The sequence below is a fragment of the Microbacterium sp. Z11_20 genome, assembly GCF_057197605.1.
The window spans coordinates 407,821-426,000 of sequence record NZ_JBXVOQ010000001.1; the positions used below are offsets into that span (position 1 = coordinate 407,821).

Consider the following 18,180-nt stretch of genomic DNA (forward strand, 5'->3'; position numbering starts at 1 on the left):
CTGAGAGCGGCTGCGGTGTCCGACATCGGGCCGCACCGTTCGACGAATCAGGACGCCGCCTTCACTGCGTCCTGGGGCGCGGCGGTGGCCGACGGCGTCGGTGGTGGGCCGTCGGGCGACCTGGCCTCGGCAGCCCTCGTCCACCGCCTCGTGGCCGGGGCGCCGGGCGCGTCCGATGCGGAGGCGTTGCTCGTCCGCATCCGCGAGGCCAATTGGGACCTCCGGGCCCATGTGGTGCGCGATCCGTCCCTGCAGGGCATGTCGACGACCTTCACCGGCCTCTTCGTGGCGCACAGCGGCTCGATGCTCGTGGCGCACAGCGGCGACTCACGGGGGTACCTACTGCGCGACGGGTGGTTCACCCGGGAGACACGGGATGACTCGTACGTGCAGGCGCTCGTGGACCACGGTCTGCTCGCGCCGGAAGCGGCCTCGACCCACCCGCGACGCAACATCATCACGGCGTCCCTCGGCGGTGGCGAGAACGATGTGGTCTCCGTCAGCGAGCGCACGGCTCTCGCCGGCGACCGCTGGCTGCTCTGCAGCGACGGAGTGACCGATTACATCCCAGAGCCAGAGGTGGCCGCGCTGCTGGGCGCGGGGGAGAGCCCGCGCCAGGCTGCCGCCGACCTCGTCGCGTTCGCGCTCGAGGCCGGCTCCCTCGACAACGTGACGGCGGTGGTGTGCGACATCATCGAGGACGACTCCGAGGCCTCTCCGCCGGTGTTCTCCGGGTCGGCCGCACGCTATTTCGCCGAAGACGTCGAGACGGCCTGAGCCGTCGTGCCGATCCGGCGGCCCGCGGCGCGGTACCAGTCGGCGCAGAAGATGACGATGATCGCCACCTCCACCCAGGCGCCCGCGTAGTACATCAGCTGCGCTCCCTCCCGGGCTTGGGCCACGGGAACCACCTCGGGGGGATACGCGTAGAGGTATTTCGCGAGCACGGCGTGCGAGGCCATCGCCGCCATGAGCACCGCGGCGAGCACGGTGCGGCGCGCGCGGTGCGGGCGAGGATCTCGGCCGATCACAGCCGCGGTGAAGAGGTAACCGGCGGCAAGGAGGTGAGCGTGCACCACCACGTGCAGGAGCGGATTGTCGTGCATCGCCGGGAACAGGGGAGTGAGGTAGAGCACCCACAGGCCGCCCGCGCTCAGCACCGCGGCGAGGAGGGGCGAGGAGACGAGGCGGGCCGGCCAGGAGCGCAGCATCCGTGACAGCCGTCGCGCCGGGGTGAGCGGCAGAGACCGCAAGGCCAGCGTGACGGGGGCTGCGAGCACCAGCAGCACGGGAGCGGCCATCCCCGCAGCCAGGTGCCCCCACATGTGCACGACGAAGTCGTTCCGGGCTGCCGCCGCCACCGGGCCCGTGACGGAGAGTGCAGCGAGGGTTACGCCTGTGACCCACGCGAGCACGCGCAAGATCGGCCACTCCCGTCCTCTTCGTCGCGTCGCGAGAGCCGCGGTGACGTAGATCGTCACCGCGAACGCCGACAGAGCGACGAGCAGCACATCGAGGAACCCGGTTCCGCCGCCGGCATGGACGTGCGCGGTGACGGCCTCGCTCACGCCGCCTCCGCGTACGCGAGGGCGCGGCGTCGGCCGGTTCGCGCTACGACCACGATCCCCGCGATCAGGACAAGGGCCGCGGAGATGTTCCAGGTGAGGTCGTACGGCAGGAGGTCCTCGACGTAGCGGATCTGGTGGATGCGCCATACCTTGTGCTGGAGCAGCCCGTCATACAGCTGGAAGGCGCCGGCTCCTACCAGCACGCCGCCGGCCCACCGCGTCGCCCACAGGGCGTTACGGCGGCGGAGGTCTGTCAGGAGGAAGAGTCCGCCGATCGTCGCGAACCAACTGAATGCGTGAAAGAGGCCGTCGGAGACCAGGCCGATGTCGGTGGTACTGCGGTCGTAGAAGTGGTGCCAGTGCAGCAACTGATGGAACACGGCTTCGTCGACGAACGCGATCAGGCCGACACCGAACAACGCGCCCGACCAGGCGTTCTGTGACGACCGGTCAGCGCGTGATGTCCACGAAGGGCGCGGCGTCGTCGGGCGGCGGGCGGATGCAGGAACGGTCATGGTCCCAGCCTCGGCTGCAGCCCCGGGTCGGTGACACGGGGTGGACAGCGCCGCGGGGCGCCGCTACGACGAGAGCACGGGGGAGTGCACCACCATGACGAGGGGATCGAAGGTGCGGGTCAGTGGTCCGTCGTCACCCTCGGACGGCTGCCCTTCCCGCACCCAGTATTCGTATCCGCCGATCATCTCCCTGACGTCATAGCCGAGCTGGGCGAACTCGAGCGCGCCCTTCACGCCGGCGTTGCACCCGGGGCTCCAGCAGTACACGACGACCGGCACCGCCGGATCGAGCTCCCGCGGCGCCCGCTCGGCGATCTGCCGGTAGGGCATGTGGATGGCCCCAGGGATGCGTCCCTGCGCCCACGCATCCTGCCCCCGCACATCCACGAGGACGAACGCGTCACCCGCCTTCTGCGCGGCGTACACGTCGGACGGGTCGGTCTCGGCGGCGAGGCGGGCACGGAAGTACGCGGCACGGTCGGTCATCGCATCAGGCTACGGGAGACGTGTCGTCGCGCGGATCCTGAGTGAGCTGCCGGTCGCGCGAATCCTGCCAGAAACGCGGGATGCCCGGTCCGCGGGGCGGACCGGGCATCCCGGAGTTTCATCTCACCGCGTCACTGCGGCTTGTCTTCTCCCGTGGGACGATTGCGCTCCTCCAGTCCCTTCGGAGAGGGCATCTCCATTTCCGCTCGCTCGTCGTGGGGGGCGGCCACGGGGCGGCCTTCCCCGATGGCGCGCTGATCGGAGGCCTCGAGCTCGTCCTCGGCCACGTGCGTGACGTGGTCGAGCTCGTGGTGCTGGTGCGCGGCCGCCGCATCCAGTTCCGCCTGCGTGAGCGGGGCGAGGCGGTCCTCGAAGAACCAGCGCGAGAACGCGGCCCGTACGTGCTCATGCCAGGGGATGCGTCCCTGAGCGTTGGGACGCACGACCAGCGGGGCGTAGATGTTCTCCGAGTCGACGAGCTTCCAGCGGTCGTACTCGTCGACCGGCTGGTGGACCTCGATGTACTCCCCGCCGGGGAGGCGCACGATCCGGCCGGACTCGTAGCCGTGCAGGAGGATCTCGCGGTCCTTCTTCTGCAGGGCGAGACAGATGCGCTTGGTGACGAAGTAGGCCACGATCGGGCCGACGATCAGCAGCGCCTGCAGGGCGTGGATGACGCCTTCCATCGTGAGCCAGAAGTGCGTGGCGATGATGTCCGAGGACGCCGCAGCCCACAGCACCGCGTAGAAGGTGACGCCGGCGGCGCCGATCGCGGTGCGGGTCGGAGCGTTGCGCGGACGCTGCGCGATGTGGTGCTCGCGCTTGTCGCCGGTGATCCACGCCTCGATGAAGGGGTAGATCAGGACGAGCACGATGAACACGCCGAGCACGGCCAGCGGGATGAGGATGTTCCACGACCACGTGCGATCCCACAGGACGAACTCGAGGTACGGCGGTACCAGGCGCAGGGCGCCGTCGGCGAACCCGATGTACCAGTCCGGCTGGGTGCCCGCGGAGACCGGAGAAGGATCGTAGGGACCGTAGTTCCAGATCGGGTTGATCGTGAACAGCGAAGCGACGAGCACGATCACGCCGAACGTGATGAAGAAGAACCCGCCCATCTTCGACATGTACACCGGCATGATCGGGTAGCCCACGACGTTGTCGTTGGTGCGTGCAGGGCCGGCGAACTGCGTGTGCTTGTTGATGATCATGAGCATCAGGTGCACCACGAGCAGGGCGACCAGGATCGCCGGCAGCAGCAGGATGTGCAGCGTGTAGAGGCGACCGACGATCACCGAACCGGGGAACTCGCCGCCGAACAGCAGGAACGAGATCCACGTTCCGGCCACCGGGATGCCCTTGACCATGCCGTCGATGATGCGCAGGCCGTTGCCCGACAGCAGGTCGTCGGGCAGGGAGTAGCCGGTGAATCCTTCGGCCAGGGCGAGGATGAAGAGGATGAAGCCGACCACCCAGTTCAGTTCCCGCGGCTTGCGGAACGCGCCGGTGAAGAACACGCGGAGCATGTGCACGCCGATACCGGCGACGAACACGAGCGCGGCCCAGTGGTGGATCTGGCGGACCAGCAGGCCGCCACGCAGGTCGAACGAGATGTGCAGCGTGGATTCCAGCGCCGCCGACATCGCGACGCCCCGCATGGGCGCGTAGGCGCCGTCGTAGTGCGTCTCCACCATCGACGCCTCGAAGAAGAACGTCAGGAAGGTGCCCGACAGCAGGACGACGACGAAGCTCCACAGAGCGATCTCGCCGAGCATGAAGGACCAGTGGTCAGGGAAGATCTTGCGACCGAGCTCCTTGACGATGCCCGAGATGCTGGTTCGCTCGTCGAGGTAGTTCGCGGCAGCGCCGACGAACCGTCCGCCGAGCGGCTTTCCGTCGCGTCCGGCATTCCCCGGTGCGGGATGATTCGCCGGCTCGGTGGTGACGTTGTCCGTGGGATGAGTCGTGGTGCTCAATGGCGCTCCCAGAAGCTGGGGCCGACGGGCTCGTGGAAGTCACTGCGGGCGACGAGGTATCCCTCGTCGTCGACCGTGATCGGAAGCTGCGGCAGGGGACGGGCGGCGGGGCCGAAGATGACGGCCGCACCGTTGGCGACGTCGAACTGCGACTGGTGGCAAGGGCAGAGCAGGTGGTGGGTGTGCTGCTCGTAGAGCGCGACGGGGCATCCGACGTGCGTGCACACCTTGGAGTAGGCGACGATGCCGTCGTAGGACCAGTCCTTCTTGTCCTCGGGCTCGTTCAGATCCTCGGGCAGAAGACGCATGAGCAGGACGATCGCCTTCGCCTTCTCCTCGAGGTACCCATCGTGGTGGCTCACGCCGGCGAGTTCTTCGGGGATGACGTGGAAGGCCGATCCCAGGGTGACTTCGGCCGCGCGGATGGGGCGGCCCGAGGGGTCCTGAGCGAGACGCGAGCCCTCTTTCCACATCGTGTGGCTGAGGAGGTACACCGGGTCGCCCGCGTGCGGGTGCTCCGGGGTGTTCTCCGGTGCCAGCCCGCGGAAGAGGGTGATGCCCGGCAGGATCGATGCCGCCAGCGCGGCGAACAGCGAGTTGCGGATCATCGTCCGGCGCCCGAATCCGGACTCCTCGTTGGCGGCGGCGAAGACCTGCACCGCCGCGGCGCGCGTGTCGTCGCGGCCGCGCGTCGCGTGGCGGGGCTCGATGTACTCCTTGTCGGACATGATCGCCTTGGACCAGTGGATGGCGCCGATGCCGATCGCCAGCAGCGCCAGCGCGATGCCGAGCCCGATGAAGAGGTTGTTGTAGCGGATGTCCACCAGCGAACCCGACTCGATCGGGAACAGCATGTATGCCGCGACCGCCCAGATGCTCGCTGCGACCGAGAGGTAGAACAGCGTGTAGACCGTGCGCACGGCACGGCGCATCGCCTTGGGGTCCTTGTCCGTCACTCGCTCACGGTGCGGCGGGAGCTCCGGATTCCTCACGGGGTCTGTCACCGCGACCGCGAGCCCCGAAGACGGCTTCCAGGAAGCCCTCCCGTGCTCGAGCGCGTCGTCCTCGTGTGCCATGCTGCTCCTCGTACGTTCCGGAATGCCGTTAAGCGTCTATCAGTTGGATTTCGCCGTGATCCACACGGTCAGCGCGATGAGCGAGCCGATACCGAAGATCCAGATGAACAATCCCTCGGCGACCGGTCCGAGTGAACCGAGCGCGTAGCCACCGGGCGACTCGTTCTCCTGCAGGAAGACCAGGTAGGAGATGATGTCGCGCTTGTCCTCGAGGGTGAGGTTCAAGTCGTTGAAGACCGGCATGTTCTGCGGGCCGGTGACCATCGCCCCGTACATGTTCAGCGGAGAGGTGGTGTGAAGCCCCGGGGCGTACTTGCCCTCCGTGAGCGCACCACCGGCACCGGCGACGTTGTGGCACATCGCGCAGTTGATGCGGAAGAGCTCGGCGCCCTCGGCGACGTCGCCCTCTCCGTCCAGCACCTCCTCATCGGGGAACGTCGGACCGACCGAGGTCGACTGCACGTAGGCAGCCATCGCGGCGATCTGGTCCTCGGTGAACTGCACCGGCTTCTGCGGGGCCTGGGGGGCCTGCGCCTGGAGAGGCATACGGCCGGTGGAGACCTGGAAGTGCACCGACAGCTCGCCGACCCCGTAGAGGGACGGGCCGTTCTCGGTGCCCTGCAGATCCATGCCGTGGCAGGTGGCGCAGTTGGCTTGGAACAGCTTCTGGCCGTCTTCCACGGTGAGGGTGGATGCGGTGGGGGAGTCGTCTTCGGTTGCGGCGATCGCCGCGGTCGCACCCGCGTAGAGGCCGCCGGTGACGAGCAGGCCGATGCCGATCAGTGCCGCGGCGGCCAGGGGGCTCCGGCGGCCGGACGAGCGTCGCTTCTTCTCACGTGCCATGTCGAGGTGGAGCTCCGCTCTATTTCAGGAAGTAGATGACGAGGAACAGCGCGATCCAGACCACGTCGACGAAGTGCCAGTAGTACGACACCACGATCGAGGTGGTCATCTCCTTGCGCCCGAAGTTCTTGACGGCGTACGCGCGGCCGATCACCAGGAGGAAGGCGATCAGGCCGCCGGTGACGTGCAGGGCGTGGAAGCCGGTGGTCAGGTAGAACGCCGACGCGTACGGGTTCGCCGTGATGGGCATGCCCTCCGCGACGAGCTGGGCGTACTCCCACACCTGGCCGGACACGAAGATCGCGCCCAGGGCGAAGGTGAGATAGAACCACTCGACCATGCCCCACTTCAGCGGGCTCGCGCCCGTGCGGTACGGCTGGAAGCGCTCGGCGGCGAAGACACCCATCTGGCACGTCACGGACGACAGCACGAGGATGATCGTGTTGACCGTCGCGTAGGGGACGTTCAGCAGCTGGGTCTCCTCGGCCCACAGCTCCGGAGAGGTGCTGCGCAGCGTGAAGTAGATCGCGAAGAGGCCGGCGAAGAACATGACTTCGCTGCCGAGCCAGACAATGGTGCCGACCGCGACCGGATCGGGCCGTTTCACGGACCTGAAAGCCTGGGGGTATGTCGCTGGCGTCGTCACGCTCCCCATTATGGCCGATTCCCGTCCCAGGTTTTGGCACCGCCGTGCCCGATCGACCTGCCGTCGAGATAAGCGACGCCTCAGAATCGGCCGCAAGTTCACCACGGGTCGTCCCTGAATGCGCCCGCGGTCGGGGCGTTGCCGCTCGATAGGATCGCAGGATGGCGGAGCGGTATGCGTGGCCCGAGATCCTGACGAGCCTCCTGGGCGGGGAAGACCTCAGCGTGTCGGAATCCACGTGGGCGATGCGACGCATCATGCAGGGCGAGGCGACGCCCTCGCAGCTCGCGGGCTTCCTCATCGCCCTGCGCGCCAAGGGCGAGACGGTGGACGAGATCGTCGGCTTCCGCGACGCGATCCTGGAGGCCGCCCTCCCGCTCCCGGTACCGGCGGGCGTCCTCGACATCGTCGGCACCGGGGGCGATCGGTACGGGACCGTCAACGTCTCCAGCATGGCCGCCATCGTCGCCGCCGGAGCCGGTGTGCCCGTCGTCAAGCACGGCAACCGTGCCGCGAGCTCCCAGTCGGGATCGTCCGATGTGCTCTCCGCGCTGGGCATCGACCTCACCCTCGCTCCGGATGAGGTGGCCGAGACGCTCGCTCGCACGGGGATCACCTTCGCCTTCGCGGCGGCCTTCCACCCCGGGTTCCGGCACGCGGGGGCCACCCGGGCGGAGCTGGGTGTTCCCACGGTGTTCAACTTCCTCGGCCCGCTGTGCAACCCGGCGCGCGCGGAAGCCAACGCGGTCGGTGTCGCTCATCTGGACCGCGTGCCGCTGATCACGGGCGTGTTCCGCACCCGCGGTGCCACAGCGCTGGTGTTCCGCGGCGATGACGGCCTGGACGAGCTGACCACCACGGGGCACAGCCGTCTGTGGGAGATCAGCCTGGGCGACGTGCACGAGCACGACCTCGACCCGCGGGACCTCGGCATCCCCCTCGCCGACATGGACGACCTCCTCGGCGGCGACCCGCAGCACAACGCCGGCGTGGTTCGTCGGGTGCTCGCCGGCGACTCCGGACCGGTCCGCGACATCGTCCTGCTCAACGCCGCCGCCGGCATCGTGGCGTACCGGCTGTTCCGCGACCCGGGCGAGGTGCAGCGTCCCATCGTGGAGCGACTGGCCGAGGCGCATGGGGAGGCGGCCGCGGCGGTGGACGACGGCCGCGCGGCCGCGAAGCTGGAAGCATGGGCGGCGACCTCGCAGGAGCTGGCGGGCTGAGGCATGGATCCGCTGGACGCCCTGACCGAGATCGCGTACCTCCTCGAGCGCGAGCGCTCCAGCCGCTACAAGTCCAAGGCGTTCCGCTCGGCGGCCGATGCCATCGCCGGGCTGGATGACGCGCAGCTGCGCGACCCGGGGCTGCGGCGGCGGAAGGGGATCGGGGACTCGACGTTCACCGTCATCCAGCAGGCGCTGGCCGGCGACGTGCCGGAGTACCTGGCGTCGCTGAGGGAGAAGGCCGGCGTCGCCGGGCCGTCCGAGCTGCGCGCGGCCCTCCGCGGCGACCTGCACAGCCACAGCGAGTGGTCGGACGGACTCACCCCCATTCAGGCGATGGTGGATGCCGCCCGCCGCCTCGGGCACGAATACCTCGCGCTCACCGATCACTCGCCGCGCCTGCGCGTTGCCAACGGGCTCTCCCCTGAGCGACTGCGCGCCCAGCTCGAGGTCGTCCCGGGGATGAGCGGCGACGGCTTCACCCTCCTCAGCGGCATCGAGGTCGACATCCTCGAGGATGGCTCCCTCGACCAGGAGGACGCCCTCCTGGACGAGCTGGACGTCGTGGTGGCGTCGGTGCACTCACTGCTGCGGATGGAGCGTGCGCCGATGACGCGACGTCTGGTCGCCGCCGTGTCGGGCCCGCACGTCGACGTGCTCGGGCACGTCACCGGTCGCCTGGTGGAGGGTTCACGCGGCACACGGCCGCCCTCCGACCTAGACCCGCACGCGGTGTTCGAGGCCTGCGCGGCGCACGGCGTCGCCGTGGAGATCAACTCACGGCCCGAGCGGCAGGATCCTCCGGACGAGCTGATCGCGATCGCGATGGAGAAGGGGTGCCTCTTCTCCATCGACTCCGATGCCCACGCGCCCGGTCAGCTGTCTCTGCTGGACTACGGCGCCGCGCGAGCCGAGCGGGCCGGCATCCCGGCCGACCGGATCGTCACGACCTGGCCGTTGCCGAAGCTGCGGGAATGGCTGGGACGCAGGCGGTGAGCCGCTCGTAGACTGGGGTGATGACCTCGCCACGTGGGGGTGCCCTCGGCAGGCCCCTCCCGTGGCTGCTCATCGCGGGAGTCCTGGTAGCCGCGCTGAGCCTGCGTGGCCCGATCGTGGCGCCGACCCCCGTGCTGCGCGACATCGAGCAGGATCTCGGCCTGGGGGCCACGACCGTCGCGCTGCTGACGACCGCGCCGGTGCTCATGTTCGCGATCCTCACGCCGGTCGCCGCGTTCGTGATCCGTCGTTCGGGCCCGGAACTGGCGCTCCTGATCTCGCTCACCGGGGTGCTGGTGGGAACGGCGGTGCGGGCTCTACCGACCTTCGGGTGGATGCTGGTCGGAACGGTCGTCATCGGCGCGGCCATCACGGTTGGCAACGTCGTCATCCCCGTCATCATCCGGCGCGACGTGCCCCCCGGGCGGGTGAGTCTGCTGACCGCCGCGTATGTCGCGATGCTCAACGCCGGGTCTCTGCTCACCTCGCTGCTGACGGCGCCGCTGGCATCCCTGGTGGGGTGGCCCCTCGCCCTGCTGCTGTGGTCGGTGCTGACCATCGCCGGTATCGCATTGTGGGGCGCGCACCTCGCGCGCTGGCGCCGCGCGGGCATCGACATCGGCGAGCGGTATTCCGGGGCGAGCCCGGCACGCGCCGGCGCCATCGAGGACATCGACCCGCGCACGCTCACGGGCCCCATGCCGGTGATCAGCACGCGCAGCGCATCGTTCCTGCGGCGACCCGTGCCGTGGCTCCTCTTGGCGACCTTCGCGTTCCAGACCTTCATCTACTTCGGGTTCACCACTTGGCTTCCCGTGCTCTCCGGCGACCTGTTGGCGCTGGACCGCACGGCAGCCGGTGCCCTCGCCTCGATCTTCCAGGGCGTCGGCATCGTGGGAGCGTTCGTGGTGCCGCTGTTGACGCGAGTGGCTCCGCCGTGGGTGACGGTCGTGGTGATCAGTGGGAGCTGGCTCGCCCTCACCGTCGGCGTGCTCGCGGCCCCGTCGCTGATGGTGCTGTGGCTGTCGATCGGCGCCATCGGGCACTCGGGCGGATTCGTGGCGGTCTTCAGCGTGCTCGTCCAAGTGGCCCGCTCGGACGGCGAGGCAGCAGGCATGTCGGCCTTCGTCCAGGGCGGCGGCTACGCCATCGGTGCGATGGCCGGTCCGGTGCTGGGGGCGATGCGGGAATTCAGCGGCGACTGGACCGGCGCGCTGATCGTGCTCGTGATCGCCGCGGCGGTGTACACCGTGCTGCTGGCGGCCGCGTTCTCCGCCGTGCGTCGCGCCCGCTGAGGGCCGCGGCGGCGGGCGCGCGTCGCGCGGCGCGGCCCCGGCGGTGTTCAAAACTCAGGAGACACGCCGAGCGGCGGGTGGTGTGGGCCCCGAGAATTCCCGAATCTCCTGAGTTGTGCGCACCTCGGCCGCGGGGGAGGTCCCGGCGCAGCGACGGCGGCCGAGGGGCGCGTGGCCCGCCGGCGCGGCGATGGGCTGCGGATGGATGCCGGCGATGTGCCGTTGGTCGGTGGGGGTGTGTGGCGGGGGCCATCGCGGCGGACCGGCGTTCAAAACTCAGGAGACACGCCGGCCGGACGGCGCTGTGGGCCCCGAGAATGCCCGAATCTCCTGAGTTTTGCGCACCGCCGCGACGGAGGGCCCGGCGCCGCGGCGATGGGCTGCGGATGGATGCCGGCGATGCGCCGTTGGTCGGTGGGGGTGCGTGGCGGGGGCCGTCGCGGCGGACCGGCGTTCAAAACTCAGGAGACACGCCGGCCGGACGGCGCTGTGGGCCCCGAAAATGCCGGAATCTCCTGAGTTTTGCGCACCGTGGCCGCACCGATGGATGCCGCGCCGGTGGATGCCGCGCTGATCAGGTCAGGGCGTTGAGGACGCGGGTCATGGAGGACCCGAGGTTCCACCGCTCTGCGAGCTCTTCGGCTGCCGCACGGCGTTCGGCGTCCACACCGGGCAGGCGGGCGTCCACGGGCGGCAGGTCGAGGTCACGCACCACTTCGACGACCGTCGGGGCGACGGCCAGGTACGCCGAGCCCGCGAGCATCTTCGCGCGCTGGCCCGCGGTCATCCCCTCGCCGGACTCGGCGGCAGCGACGATGCCAGCCAGATCGCCGTGGGCGGTAAGGAGGGTGGCGGCCGACTTCTCCCCGATGCCGGCGACACCGGGCAGCCCGTCGGAGGCGTCGCCGCGGAGCGCGGCGAAGTCGGCGTACTGCGGCGCATGCACGCCGTACTTCGCGACGACGGTGGCATCGGTGACGACTTCGAGGTTGCTCATGCCGCGCGCCGTGTACACCACGCGGACTTCGCGCTCGTCATCGATGAGCTGAAAAAGGTCACGGTCGCCGGTGACGATGTCGACCGGGATGTCGGCGCGCGTCGCGAGCGTGCCGATGACGTCGTCGGCTTCGTGCTCGGGGGCGCCTACGACGGGGATCCCGAGGATGGTGAGGGCCTCCCGGATGACGGGGATCTGCACCTCCAGCGGGTCGGGTACCACTTCCACATCCGGTGCGTCGGCGACGACTTCGGCCACGCGGTGCGTCTTGTAGCTCGGAATGAGATCGACTCGCCACTGCGGGCGCCAGTCATCGTCCCAGCACGCCACCACGTGGGTCGGGTGGTAGGTCGTGACCAGCTTCGCGATGATGTCGAGCAGCCCCCGGACCGCGTTCACCGGCGTCCCGTCGGGGGAGCGCACCGTATCGGGCACCCCGTAGAACGCTCGGAAGTAGAGGGAGGCGGTGTCGAGCAGAAGCAACTTGTCTGGACGCGGGGACACATCGACAGGCTACTGCCCGTCGAACGGGCAGTACATTGACGGAATGTTCGCGATGAAGACCACCAGCTTCCGACTGGCCGTCGGCCAGGCGATTCTCAACGCGGTTGCCGCCTCCGCCGGCGCGGCCATCCTGATCTTACGAATCCCCCACGGGGGCAGCAGTTTCGGGATCCTCGCGGGAGCTGCGATCCTGCTCTTTTTCGGAGCGCTCGCTGTCACCTATGCGGGGAACGCCCTGCGGCTGCGTGGAGAAAGGCCGGCCCAGGTGGGACCGGCGCCAGCGGCGTCGTCGGAAGACTAGAAGCAGCTGCGGTACACCGAGGCGGTGTCCGCGAGCATCCGTCGCATGAATCGGAGGAGATCTCGCCGATCGAGGACCCGATCGGCCGGTGGGATCCTCGATTCCCGAGATCTCCTCGATACGGGGGGCGTCAGCAGCCGGGGCCGGTGGGATTCTCGGCGCACGTCTTGTCGACGAGTGCGGTGCGCACCTCGAAGATCTCGACCGGATAGCCGGCCGTGGTGGCTGTGACGACGCCGCGGACCGGGAACCACCCCGTGCCGAAGTCGACCGCCGCGGTGTACTCGATCGTGACCGAGACGTCGTACGTGCCGCGTTCGGCGTAGGAGTGGCTGGTCGGCGTGGGCGTGAACTGCGCCTGGCCCAGGTCGCGCCAGGATGCTCCGCCCGACGCCGAGCGCGCGGTGGAACCATCGCCGTAATCGAAGACGAAGGCGGCCGGGGTGAACTGCACCGTCACCGGTCGGCCGAAGAGGGTGCCGCCCGTGGTCTGCGCCGACGCCGAGGCGACGAAGTTGGCGGGCATTCCGACGACACCGACGCCCTCGGGCTCACTGCCCAGCGCCGGGCCCGCGGGGGCGAAGCTCGCGAGGTCGCGCGCGGTCACCGCCGGGATCCCGGGAGCGACCTCTTCCTCCTCGGCTTCCGCGGGACACACCAGGAACGTGCCGGTCCGGGCGGGGACCTCGGTGCACCCGTCGGCCCGCGCCGGTTGCGTCGCCGGGCTGGAGTTTGCGTCCGCGGGGCCCGTGCCCCCACCGGACCTGCGCCCGGTGCCGGCCCCGCCGTTGTTCCGGCCGGGCTCGTTCCGCTCCCCGACGATGTCGACCCCGGTGCCCGAGTTAGATACGCATGCAGAAACTAAGATTTGAGCCGAGTTGCACGCCGACCCGGTATAGCCCATGGCGCCTCCAGCGACCAGAGCCGTCGCCAGAAGTGCTCCTAACATCTCAACTCCTGCGCGGGCTCGATCGACGCGATCAGCAGAGCGTCGCCTTGGGGTCGTACAGCCGTGATGCGTAGGGGCTGGACGGCAGGTCTTTCCTCGTCCACGAGAGAAGCCCCCTCAGGAGTAACCACGTCAACCGTCGAGACGTCGTAACAGGCCTCAAGGACAATATCGATCTGGCTAGACCGCTGTGAGATTTCCACGGGCTGTAGCCCGGCAACGACCGCGTCTCCCTCGATGGAGAGGCCGTCCGCGTGCCATTCCGAGAAGTTTCGCCGGTCCTGCGCGTTTAAGTCTCCGGTGGTGAGGGCGTACACGGGCTCGAAGGTGGTGGGGTCGCTCAGGTCCACCTGGTTCAACGCGTCGACGTAGGCGCGGTAGGTCTCCTCCGCCGCGGCGAACGCCTGCTCGTCCGTCAGGGGCGCCGGGGTGCTCGCTTGCGGTTCGGGCGTTCCGGCACATCCGGTCATCGCAGCGCCGGCCAGCAGGACGACGGCGATGGCGCGGGCGACTCGGGCGAGCATGGCACCAGGCTACGAGCGGGGTCGGTCGAGCGCATCCGTTATCCACAGCGACATCCGGTCGGCGAGATCGTGCGTAGCAGGGCGGAAACATGGATCCGACACAATGGCGCCATGACTCTTGCCACCTCCTTCTCCGCAACGCTGCCGGAGTGGATCCTGTCCGATTTCCCGAACCTGCCCGAGCTGCTGCCGTCGCTCGAGGACCGCATGGATCTCGTCAATGAACTCGCCGACCGCAACTGGCGAGCCGGGAACGGCGGCCCGTTCGCCGCGATCGTCGTCGAGGCCGACAGTGGCCGCCTGGTGTCGGCCGGGGTGAACGTCGTGCTCAGCTCCGGCCTCAGCTCGATGCACGCCGAGGTGACCGCGATCAGCCTGGCCCAGACGGCGGTGGAGCGCTGGGACCTCGGCGCCTCGGATGCGAACCTGCAGCTGGTGGTCAACTGGCGCCCATGCGTGATGTGTTACGGCGCCACGATGTGGAGCGGCGTCCGCTCCCTCGTCATCGCCGGCGACGGCCCCGAACTGGAGGCTCTGAGCGGATTCGACGAGGGACCGGTCGTCGATGACTGGGCGGCCCAGTTCGAGGCACGCGGCATCCAGGTCGTCACCGGTGTGCGCCGGGATGAGGCGGTCGCCGTGTTCGCCGAGTACGGGAAGTCCGACGTCCTCGTCTACAACGCCCGCGGCACGTCCTGAGGCGCGGCACCCGGCCGCTGCACGTCGCCCGCGAATCCGCCGACGGCTGAGGCTCACTGCGCCGGTCCCCAGAAGATCTCGCCTCCCTCGGGAAGCTCCAGCACGAGGAACCCGGTGCCGGTGACCGTGGGCGCCACATCGAAGACTTCGAAGTACTCCACGGTGTCGCCGGGGGCCACCTCGTCGAGATCGAAGCTCGCGCGGTAACCCGCCTCCTCTGCCACGTAGGTCGGGTCGGCGCGGCCCCCGTCGCCGGTGAGCAGCCAGGCGTAGAGCGTGTACTCGTAATCGCGCGACGGGTCGATCGGCGTATCGCTGAGGTTGGTGAGTTCGAGGGGGACCGCCACATAGCCGCCGTTCTCCGCGTCGGCGCCCGGGGCGTCGGAGACCGCGGCGGTGGCGTCCTGGGGTGCACCGACCGTGATGCTCCACACCTCGTCGCCGGTGTTCTCATCCACGACCGTCACGGAGGTGCCGTAGGGCAGTGGATCCGCGCGTGACGTCCCGCTGCCGTCCAGGCCCACCACGCCCAGCAGTGGGGGTTCGGCCGGGTCCGGCTCGGCGGCACCCGGGGCGCCGGGTGGCGCGGGGAGTCCGGCGGAGCGGTCGGCCTCCCACGGCCACCGTGCGGGCGCGGAGCGTCCCACGGATGACGCGGCGGTGACCAGCACCCCGGCGAGGGCGAGCACCAGCGCGATGACGGGGAGCGCGCGGGAAGCTCCGGGGCGGTTCATCGCGATGACCGCGCAGGTCAGGGTCGCCACCACGAGCGGTGCGATGAGGATCGTCCCCAGGAACGGGATCACCGCGCACACGACGCAGAGGATGCCGAGGACGAGTGCCGTCGCGGCGAGCCCGGACCGGACCGTCCCGTCACCGTCATCCGCCGGCCCTGTCCCAGCCCATCCCGTCGCAGCCGGAGCCAGGGTGGGCGGCGCACCGGGGTAGGGCTGCTGCATGACGAGCGGCGGAGCGCTCGGCGGGGTCGCGCTCGCCGCGCCGCCCCACGGGTTCTGCGGATCGGTCATGCTGCTCCTTGTCGCCGGGTGCGCCCATGCTACGGACCGCGGGCCGGACCTTATCCCGTCCGCGCCCGAGCTGTGGGAAGCTGCGCGACGACCGCCGCGGGGGAGGAGAGGACCGCCCGGCCGGCGCGACCTGCCCGGGTTAGGGTGGCGGGATGTCCTTCGGTGCCGCCGCCTCGATCCCTCCCGAGGATGCGGCATGCCCGTGCGGAAGCGGCAGGTCGTTCACCGCGTGCTGCGGGCCGTTGCTGGCCGGACAGGCCGCCCCCTCGCCCGAGCGGCTCATGCGTTCGCGCTTCACCGCGTTCCGGATCGGGGATGCAGCGCATCTGCGGCGCACGTGGCACCCGCGAACCCGGCCCGAGACCGTCTCGCTCGACGCGGCGCTGACATGGGAGCGGCTGGAGATCCTCGACGCGGCCGCGTCCACGGACGGCGACGAGTCCGCGGACGGCGAGGAGACCACGGACCGCGAGGAGACGGTGGAGTTCCGCGCGCACTGGCGCGACTCCGGCGGACGCGGCGTGCTGCAGGAGCGCAGCCGATTCGCCCGGCGTGGGGGCCGCTGGCTGTACCTGGACGGCGACGTCTCGGCGGAATAGCCGCGGCTCCCCGCAGGTTCTCCCGTCCATGACGTCCGACCAGCCCCGGGAAGCGGACGTCGCCGTCCTGGGCGCAGGTCAGGCCGGTCTCTCGGCGGGCTACCACCTGCGCCGTCGCGGGTTCCTGCCGGTATCGCAGAGCACACCGGAGGCGAAGGGAACCTTCGTCGTGCTCGATGCCAACGCCGCCCCCGGCGGCGCCTGGCAGCATCGCTGGCCGTCCCTGCGCATGGCCACGGTGAACGGCATCCACGAGCTTCCGGGCTTCCCGGTGCCCCCGGCCGACCCGCGCTCGCGAGCGCGCGACGCCCTCCCGCCCTACTTCGCGGAGTACGAGGATCGGTTCGAACTCGACGTCCAGCGACCGGTCACCGTCACCGCGGTGCGGGCCGCCGACGCCGACCCGCACGGGCGCCTCGTGGTCGAAACCGACTCGGGCACATGGGCCGTGCGTTACATCGTGAACGCCACCGGGACCTGGACGCGGCCCTTCTGGCCTCACTACCCCGGACAGGAGAGGTTCCGCGGCCGTCAGCTGCACACCGCCGACTATGTGTCCGCCGAGGAGTTCGCCGGGCAGCGCGTGATCGTCGTAGGCGCCGGCATCTCGGGCGTGCAGCTGCTCGAGGAGATCTCGCATGTCGCGACGACCTTCTGGATGACGCGGCGGGAACCCGAGTGGATCGAGGGCGACTTCGACGTCCCGGCGCGCGTCGCCGCGATCGCCGGAGTCGAGGAGCGCGTGCGCCAGGGGCTCCCACCGGGAAGCGTCATCTCGGTCACGGGAATGCACTGGACGCCGTGGGCGCGTCGCGCTCAGGAGCGCGGGGTCTTGAACCGTCTCCCGATGTTCACACGGATCGAAGAGAACGGCGTCCGGATGCCCGACGGGTCGCTGCTCGAGGTGGACGCGATCCTGTGGGCCACGGGGTTCCGGCCGGCACTGGAGCACCTCGCGCCGCTGAAGCTGCGCACGCCCCAGGGAGGGTTCCGTGTGGGGCAGGGGCGCTCGCTCGATGACCCGCGCGTGTTCTTCATCGGTTACGGGCCGTCCGCGTCGACGATAGGAGCCAACCGCGCGGGGCGTGCGGTTGCGGCGGCGATCGCCTCCGAGCGGCTTCCCTCCGTCGTGTGAGCGCGTCAAGCCCTCGCTGCATCCGTCGGTGACGCCCTAACGTGTGGATGTGACCGATTCCGCGATTCCGACCCATCTGCTCCGCGCCCCCAGAGACGGGGCAGTGGGCACGATCCACCCCGCCGGCAGCGCGCTGGTGACCACGCTGCGTTTCGAGTGGGTGGGGAAGAACTGATGCGGGTACTCATCCTGGGCGGCCACGGGAAGGTGGGCCTCCTGCTCGCTCCCCTCCTGGTGGCGCGGGGCGACGACGTGACGTCGGCGATCCGCAACCCCGACCACGCCGACGAGATCGCCGCGACCGGGGCGGAGCCGCTCGTCCTCGACCTGGAGAGCAGCCACGGCGCCGCGCTCCGCGAAACGTTCGCGGGCTTCGACGCGATCGTGTGGTCCGCCGGAGCCGGCGGGGGGAGCGCCGCCCGCACCTACGCCGTCGACCGCGACGCGGCGGTGCGCACCATGGATGCGGCCAAGGCGGCGGGCGTCCGCCGGTACGTCATGGTCTCGTGGATCGGCTCGTCACCGGGTCACGGCATCGACCCCGACGACCCCTTCTTCGCCTACGCCGACGCGAAGCTCGCCGCCGACGACCATCTGCGGGCGAGTGGTCTGGACTGGACCATCCTGGGACCGGGCACGCTGACCCTCGATCCCCCGACCGGTCGGATCGAGATCGACCCGGAGGGGGACGGCGCCGTCCCGCGGGCCGACGTGGCCGCCGTGATCGTGGCGGCTCTGGCCGATGATCGGACCGTGGGCCGCTTTCTGCGGTTCGGCTCGGGGGATGTGCCCATCGCGGAGGCGCTCGGCCGCTGAC

The 18,180-nt window shown here is 69.9% G+C and carries 21 protein-coding genes; 10 read left to right on the forward strand and 11 right to left on the reverse strand.

Annotated features, from left to right (window positions below; all coding sequences use genetic code 11):
- Window positions 1-15: 15 nt before the first annotated feature.
- Window positions 16-777: a PP2C family protein-serine/threonine phosphatase gene (locus tag AC2DFQ_RS01925; protein ID WP_484509522.1), complete on the forward strand. Its 762-nt coding sequence runs from the start codon at window positions 16-18 to the stop codon at window positions 775-777.
- Here the strand turns inward: AC2DFQ_RS01925 and AC2DFQ_RS01930 are convergent.
- The 7 genes from AC2DFQ_RS01930 to ctaE all read right to left on the reverse strand — a co-directional run bounded on the left by AC2DFQ_RS01930 (window position 747) and on the right by ctaE (window position 7,122).
- Window positions 747-1,568, reverse strand: a complete 822-nt coding sequence (locus tag AC2DFQ_RS01930) for a cytochrome c oxidase assembly protein (protein WP_484532775.1) — start codon at window positions 1,566-1,568, stop codon at window positions 747-749. The genes AC2DFQ_RS01925 and AC2DFQ_RS01930 overlap by 31 nt on opposite strands.
- Window positions 1,565-2,083 (reverse strand): DUF2243 domain-containing protein, encoded by a 519-nt coding sequence (locus AC2DFQ_RS01935; protein WP_484532776.1) that lies wholly within the window; start codon window positions 2,081-2,083, stop codon window positions 1,565-1,567. Before AC2DFQ_RS01935 ends, AC2DFQ_RS01930 begins: the two co-directional genes overlap by 4 nt.
- Before the next feature lie 63 nt (window positions 2,084-2,146).
- Window positions 2,147-2,569, reverse strand: coding sequence for a rhodanese-like domain-containing protein (locus tag AC2DFQ_RS01940; RefSeq protein WP_484532777.1), 423 nt, complete (start codon window positions 2,567-2,569; stop codon window positions 2,147-2,149).
- A 131-nt stretch (window positions 2,570-2,700) separates the two neighbouring features.
- The gene (gene qcrB, locus AC2DFQ_RS01945) at window positions 2,701-4,548 is read right to left on the reverse strand and encodes a cytochrome bc1 complex cytochrome b subunit (protein ID WP_484509519.1); all 1,848 of its coding nucleotides are present in this window, start codon (window positions 4,546-4,548) and stop codon (window positions 2,701-2,703) included.
- Window positions 4,545-5,624, reverse strand: a complete 1,080-nt coding sequence (gene qcrA / locus AC2DFQ_RS01950) for a cytochrome bc1 complex Rieske iron-sulfur subunit (protein ID WP_484509518.1) — start codon at window positions 5,622-5,624, stop codon at window positions 4,545-4,547. The genes qcrB and qcrA overlap by 4 nt, the downstream gene beginning before the upstream one ends.
- 39 nt (window positions 5,625-5,663) lie before the next feature.
- Window positions 5,664-6,467, reverse strand: a complete 804-nt coding sequence (qcrC, locus tag AC2DFQ_RS01955) for a cytochrome bc1 complex diheme cytochrome c subunit (protein ID WP_484509517.1) — start codon at window positions 6,465-6,467, stop codon at window positions 5,664-5,666.
- A gap of 19 nt (window positions 6,468-6,486) precedes the next feature.
- Window positions 6,487-7,122 carry an aa3-type cytochrome oxidase subunit III gene (gene ctaE / locus AC2DFQ_RS01960; RefSeq protein ID WP_484509516.1) on the reverse strand — a complete coding sequence of 212 codons (636 nt, stop codon included), beginning with the start codon at window positions 7,120-7,122 and terminating at the stop codon, window positions 6,487-6,489.
- A gap of 152 nt (window positions 7,123-7,274) precedes the next feature.
- Between ctaE and trpD the strand changes: the two genes are divergently transcribed.
- Genes trpD through AC2DFQ_RS01975 form a run of 3 tightly spaced genes read left to right on the forward strand, consistent with a single transcriptional unit; the run spans window position 7,275 to window position 10,627 of the window.
- Window positions 7,275-8,336 (forward strand): anthranilate phosphoribosyltransferase, encoded by a 1,062-nt coding sequence (gene trpD / locus AC2DFQ_RS01965; protein ID WP_484532778.1) that lies wholly within the window; start codon window positions 7,275-7,277, stop codon window positions 8,334-8,336.
- A gap of 3 nt (window positions 8,337-8,339) precedes the next feature.
- Entirely contained in the window at window positions 8,340-9,332 is a 993-nt protein-coding gene (locus AC2DFQ_RS01970) for a PHP domain-containing protein (RefSeq protein ID WP_484532779.1), read from the forward strand.
- Between the two features lie 20 nt (window positions 9,333-9,352).
- Entirely contained in the window at window positions 9,353-10,627 is a 1,275-nt protein-coding gene (locus AC2DFQ_RS01975; RefSeq protein WP_484532780.1) for an MFS transporter, read from the forward strand.
- 574 nt (window positions 10,628-11,201) lie between these two features.
- On the opposite strand, the gene AC2DFQ_RS01980 is transcribed toward AC2DFQ_RS01975, so the two are convergent.
- The gene (locus AC2DFQ_RS01980; protein WP_484532781.1) at window positions 11,202-12,128 is read right to left on the reverse strand and encodes a 5'-3' exonuclease; all 927 of its coding nucleotides are present in this window, start codon (window positions 12,126-12,128) and stop codon (window positions 11,202-11,204) included.
- Between the two features lie 43 nt (window positions 12,129-12,171).
- On the opposite strand from AC2DFQ_RS01980, the gene AC2DFQ_RS01985 reads away from it, so the two are divergent.
- Entirely contained in the window at window positions 12,172-12,429 is a 258-nt protein-coding gene (locus AC2DFQ_RS01985; RefSeq protein WP_484509511.1) for a hypothetical protein, read from the forward strand.
- A 130-nt stretch (window positions 12,430-12,559) separates the two neighbouring features.
- On the opposite strand, the gene AC2DFQ_RS01990 is transcribed toward AC2DFQ_RS01985, so the two are convergent.
- On the reverse strand, window positions 12,560-13,036 hold the full coding sequence (locus tag AC2DFQ_RS01990) for a hypothetical protein (RefSeq protein ID WP_484509510.1): 477 nt from the start codon (window positions 13,034-13,036) through the stop codon (window positions 12,560-12,562).
- A 335-nt stretch (window positions 13,037-13,371) separates the two neighbouring features.
- Complete coding sequence (locus tag AC2DFQ_RS01995; protein ID WP_484532782.1) at window positions 13,372-13,902, reverse strand: hypothetical protein; 531 nt, start codon at window positions 13,900-13,902, stop codon at window positions 13,372-13,374.
- Window positions 13,903-14,013: 111 nt separating this feature from the next.
- On the opposite strand from AC2DFQ_RS01995, the gene AC2DFQ_RS02000 reads away from it, so the two are divergent.
- Window positions 14,014-14,601: a nucleoside deaminase gene (locus AC2DFQ_RS02000; protein WP_484532783.1), complete on the forward strand. Its 588-nt coding sequence runs from the start codon at window positions 14,014-14,016 to the stop codon at window positions 14,599-14,601.
- A gap of 53 nt (window positions 14,602-14,654) precedes the next feature.
- Here AC2DFQ_RS02000 and AC2DFQ_RS02005 read toward each other — a convergent pair whose 3' ends face one another.
- Window positions 14,655-15,629 carry a DUF4352 domain-containing protein gene (locus tag AC2DFQ_RS02005; protein WP_484532784.1) on the reverse strand — a complete coding sequence of 325 codons (975 nt, stop codon included), beginning with the start codon at window positions 15,627-15,629 and terminating at the stop codon, window positions 14,655-14,657.
- Between the two features lie 152 nt (window positions 15,630-15,781).
- Between AC2DFQ_RS02005 and AC2DFQ_RS02010 the strand changes: the two genes are divergently transcribed.
- Genes AC2DFQ_RS02010 through AC2DFQ_RS02025 form a run of 4 tightly spaced genes read left to right on the forward strand, consistent with a single transcriptional unit; the run spans window position 15,782 to window position 18,179 of the window.
- The gene (locus AC2DFQ_RS02010; protein WP_484532785.1) at window positions 15,782-16,228 is read left to right on the forward strand and encodes a YchJ family protein; all 447 of its coding nucleotides are present in this window, start codon (window positions 15,782-15,784) and stop codon (window positions 16,226-16,228) included.
- 28 nt (window positions 16,229-16,256) lie between these two features.
- Window positions 16,257-17,363, forward strand: a complete 1,107-nt coding sequence (locus tag AC2DFQ_RS02015; protein ID WP_484509505.1) for an NAD(P)-binding domain-containing protein — start codon at window positions 16,257-16,259, stop codon at window positions 17,361-17,363.
- Window positions 17,364-17,412: 49 nt separating this feature from the next.
- Window positions 17,413-17,538 (forward strand): hypothetical protein, encoded by a 126-nt coding sequence (locus AC2DFQ_RS02020; RefSeq protein WP_484509504.1) that lies wholly within the window; start codon window positions 17,413-17,415, stop codon window positions 17,536-17,538.
- On the forward strand, window positions 17,535-18,179 hold the full coding sequence (locus tag AC2DFQ_RS02025; RefSeq protein WP_484533123.1) for an SDR family oxidoreductase: 645 nt from the start codon (window positions 17,535-17,537) through the stop codon (window positions 18,177-18,179). Before AC2DFQ_RS02020 ends, AC2DFQ_RS02025 begins: the two co-directional genes overlap by 4 nt.
- The last annotated feature ends 1 nt before the right edge of the window (window position 18,180 follow it).

What these genes read in the sequence shown, in the direction of transcription:
- AC2DFQ_RS01935 (WP_484532776.1), bottom strand. Translation starts at nt 2,083, where the DNA reads ATGACCGTTCCTGCATCCGCCCGCCGCCCGACGACGCCGCGCCCTTCG.
- AC2DFQ_RS01940 (WP_484532777.1), bottom strand. Translation starts at nt 2,569, where the DNA reads ATGACCGACCGTGCCGCGTACTTCCGTGCCCGCCTCGCCGCCGAGACC.
- qcrA (WP_484509518.1), bottom strand. Translation starts at nt 5,624, where the DNA reads ATGGCACACGAGGACGACGCGCTCGAGCACGGGAGGGCTTCCTGGAAG.
- qcrC (WP_484509517.1), bottom strand. Translation starts at nt 6,467, where the DNA reads ATGGCACGTGAGAAGAAGCGACGCTCGTCCGGCCGCCGGAGCCCCCTG.
- ctaE (WP_484509516.1), bottom strand. Translation starts at nt 7,122, where the DNA reads ATGGGGAGCGTGACGACGCCAGCGACATACCCCCAGGCTTTCAGGTCC.
- trpD (WP_484532778.1), top strand. Translation starts at nt 7,275, where the DNA reads ATGGCGGAGCGGTATGCGTGGCCCGAGATCCTGACGAGCCTCCTGGGC.
- AC2DFQ_RS01970 (WP_484532779.1), top strand. Translation starts at nt 8,340, where the DNA reads ATGGATCCGCTGGACGCCCTGACCGAGATCGCGTACCTCCTCGAGCGC.
- AC2DFQ_RS01975 (WP_484532780.1), top strand. Translation starts at nt 9,353, where the DNA reads ATGACCTCGCCACGTGGGGGTGCCCTCGGCAGGCCCCTCCCGTGGCTG.
- AC2DFQ_RS01985 (WP_484509511.1), top strand. Translation starts at nt 12,172, where the DNA reads ATGTTCGCGATGAAGACCACCAGCTTCCGACTGGCCGTCGGCCAGGCG.
- AC2DFQ_RS01995 (WP_484532782.1), bottom strand. Translation starts at nt 13,902, where the DNA reads ATGCTCGCCCGAGTCGCCCGCGCCATCGCCGTCGTCCTGCTGGCCGGC.
- AC2DFQ_RS02000 (WP_484532783.1), top strand. Translation starts at nt 14,014, where the DNA reads ATGACTCTTGCCACCTCCTTCTCCGCAACGCTGCCGGAGTGGATCCTG.
- AC2DFQ_RS02005 (WP_484532784.1), bottom strand. Translation starts at nt 15,629, where the DNA reads ATGACCGATCCGCAGAACCCGTGGGGCGGCGCGGCGAGCGCGACCCCG.
- AC2DFQ_RS02010 (WP_484532785.1), top strand. Translation starts at nt 15,782, where the DNA reads ATGTCCTTCGGTGCCGCCGCCTCGATCCCTCCCGAGGATGCGGCATGC.
- AC2DFQ_RS02015 (WP_484509505.1), top strand. Translation starts at nt 16,257, where the DNA reads ATGACGTCCGACCAGCCCCGGGAAGCGGACGTCGCCGTCCTGGGCGCA.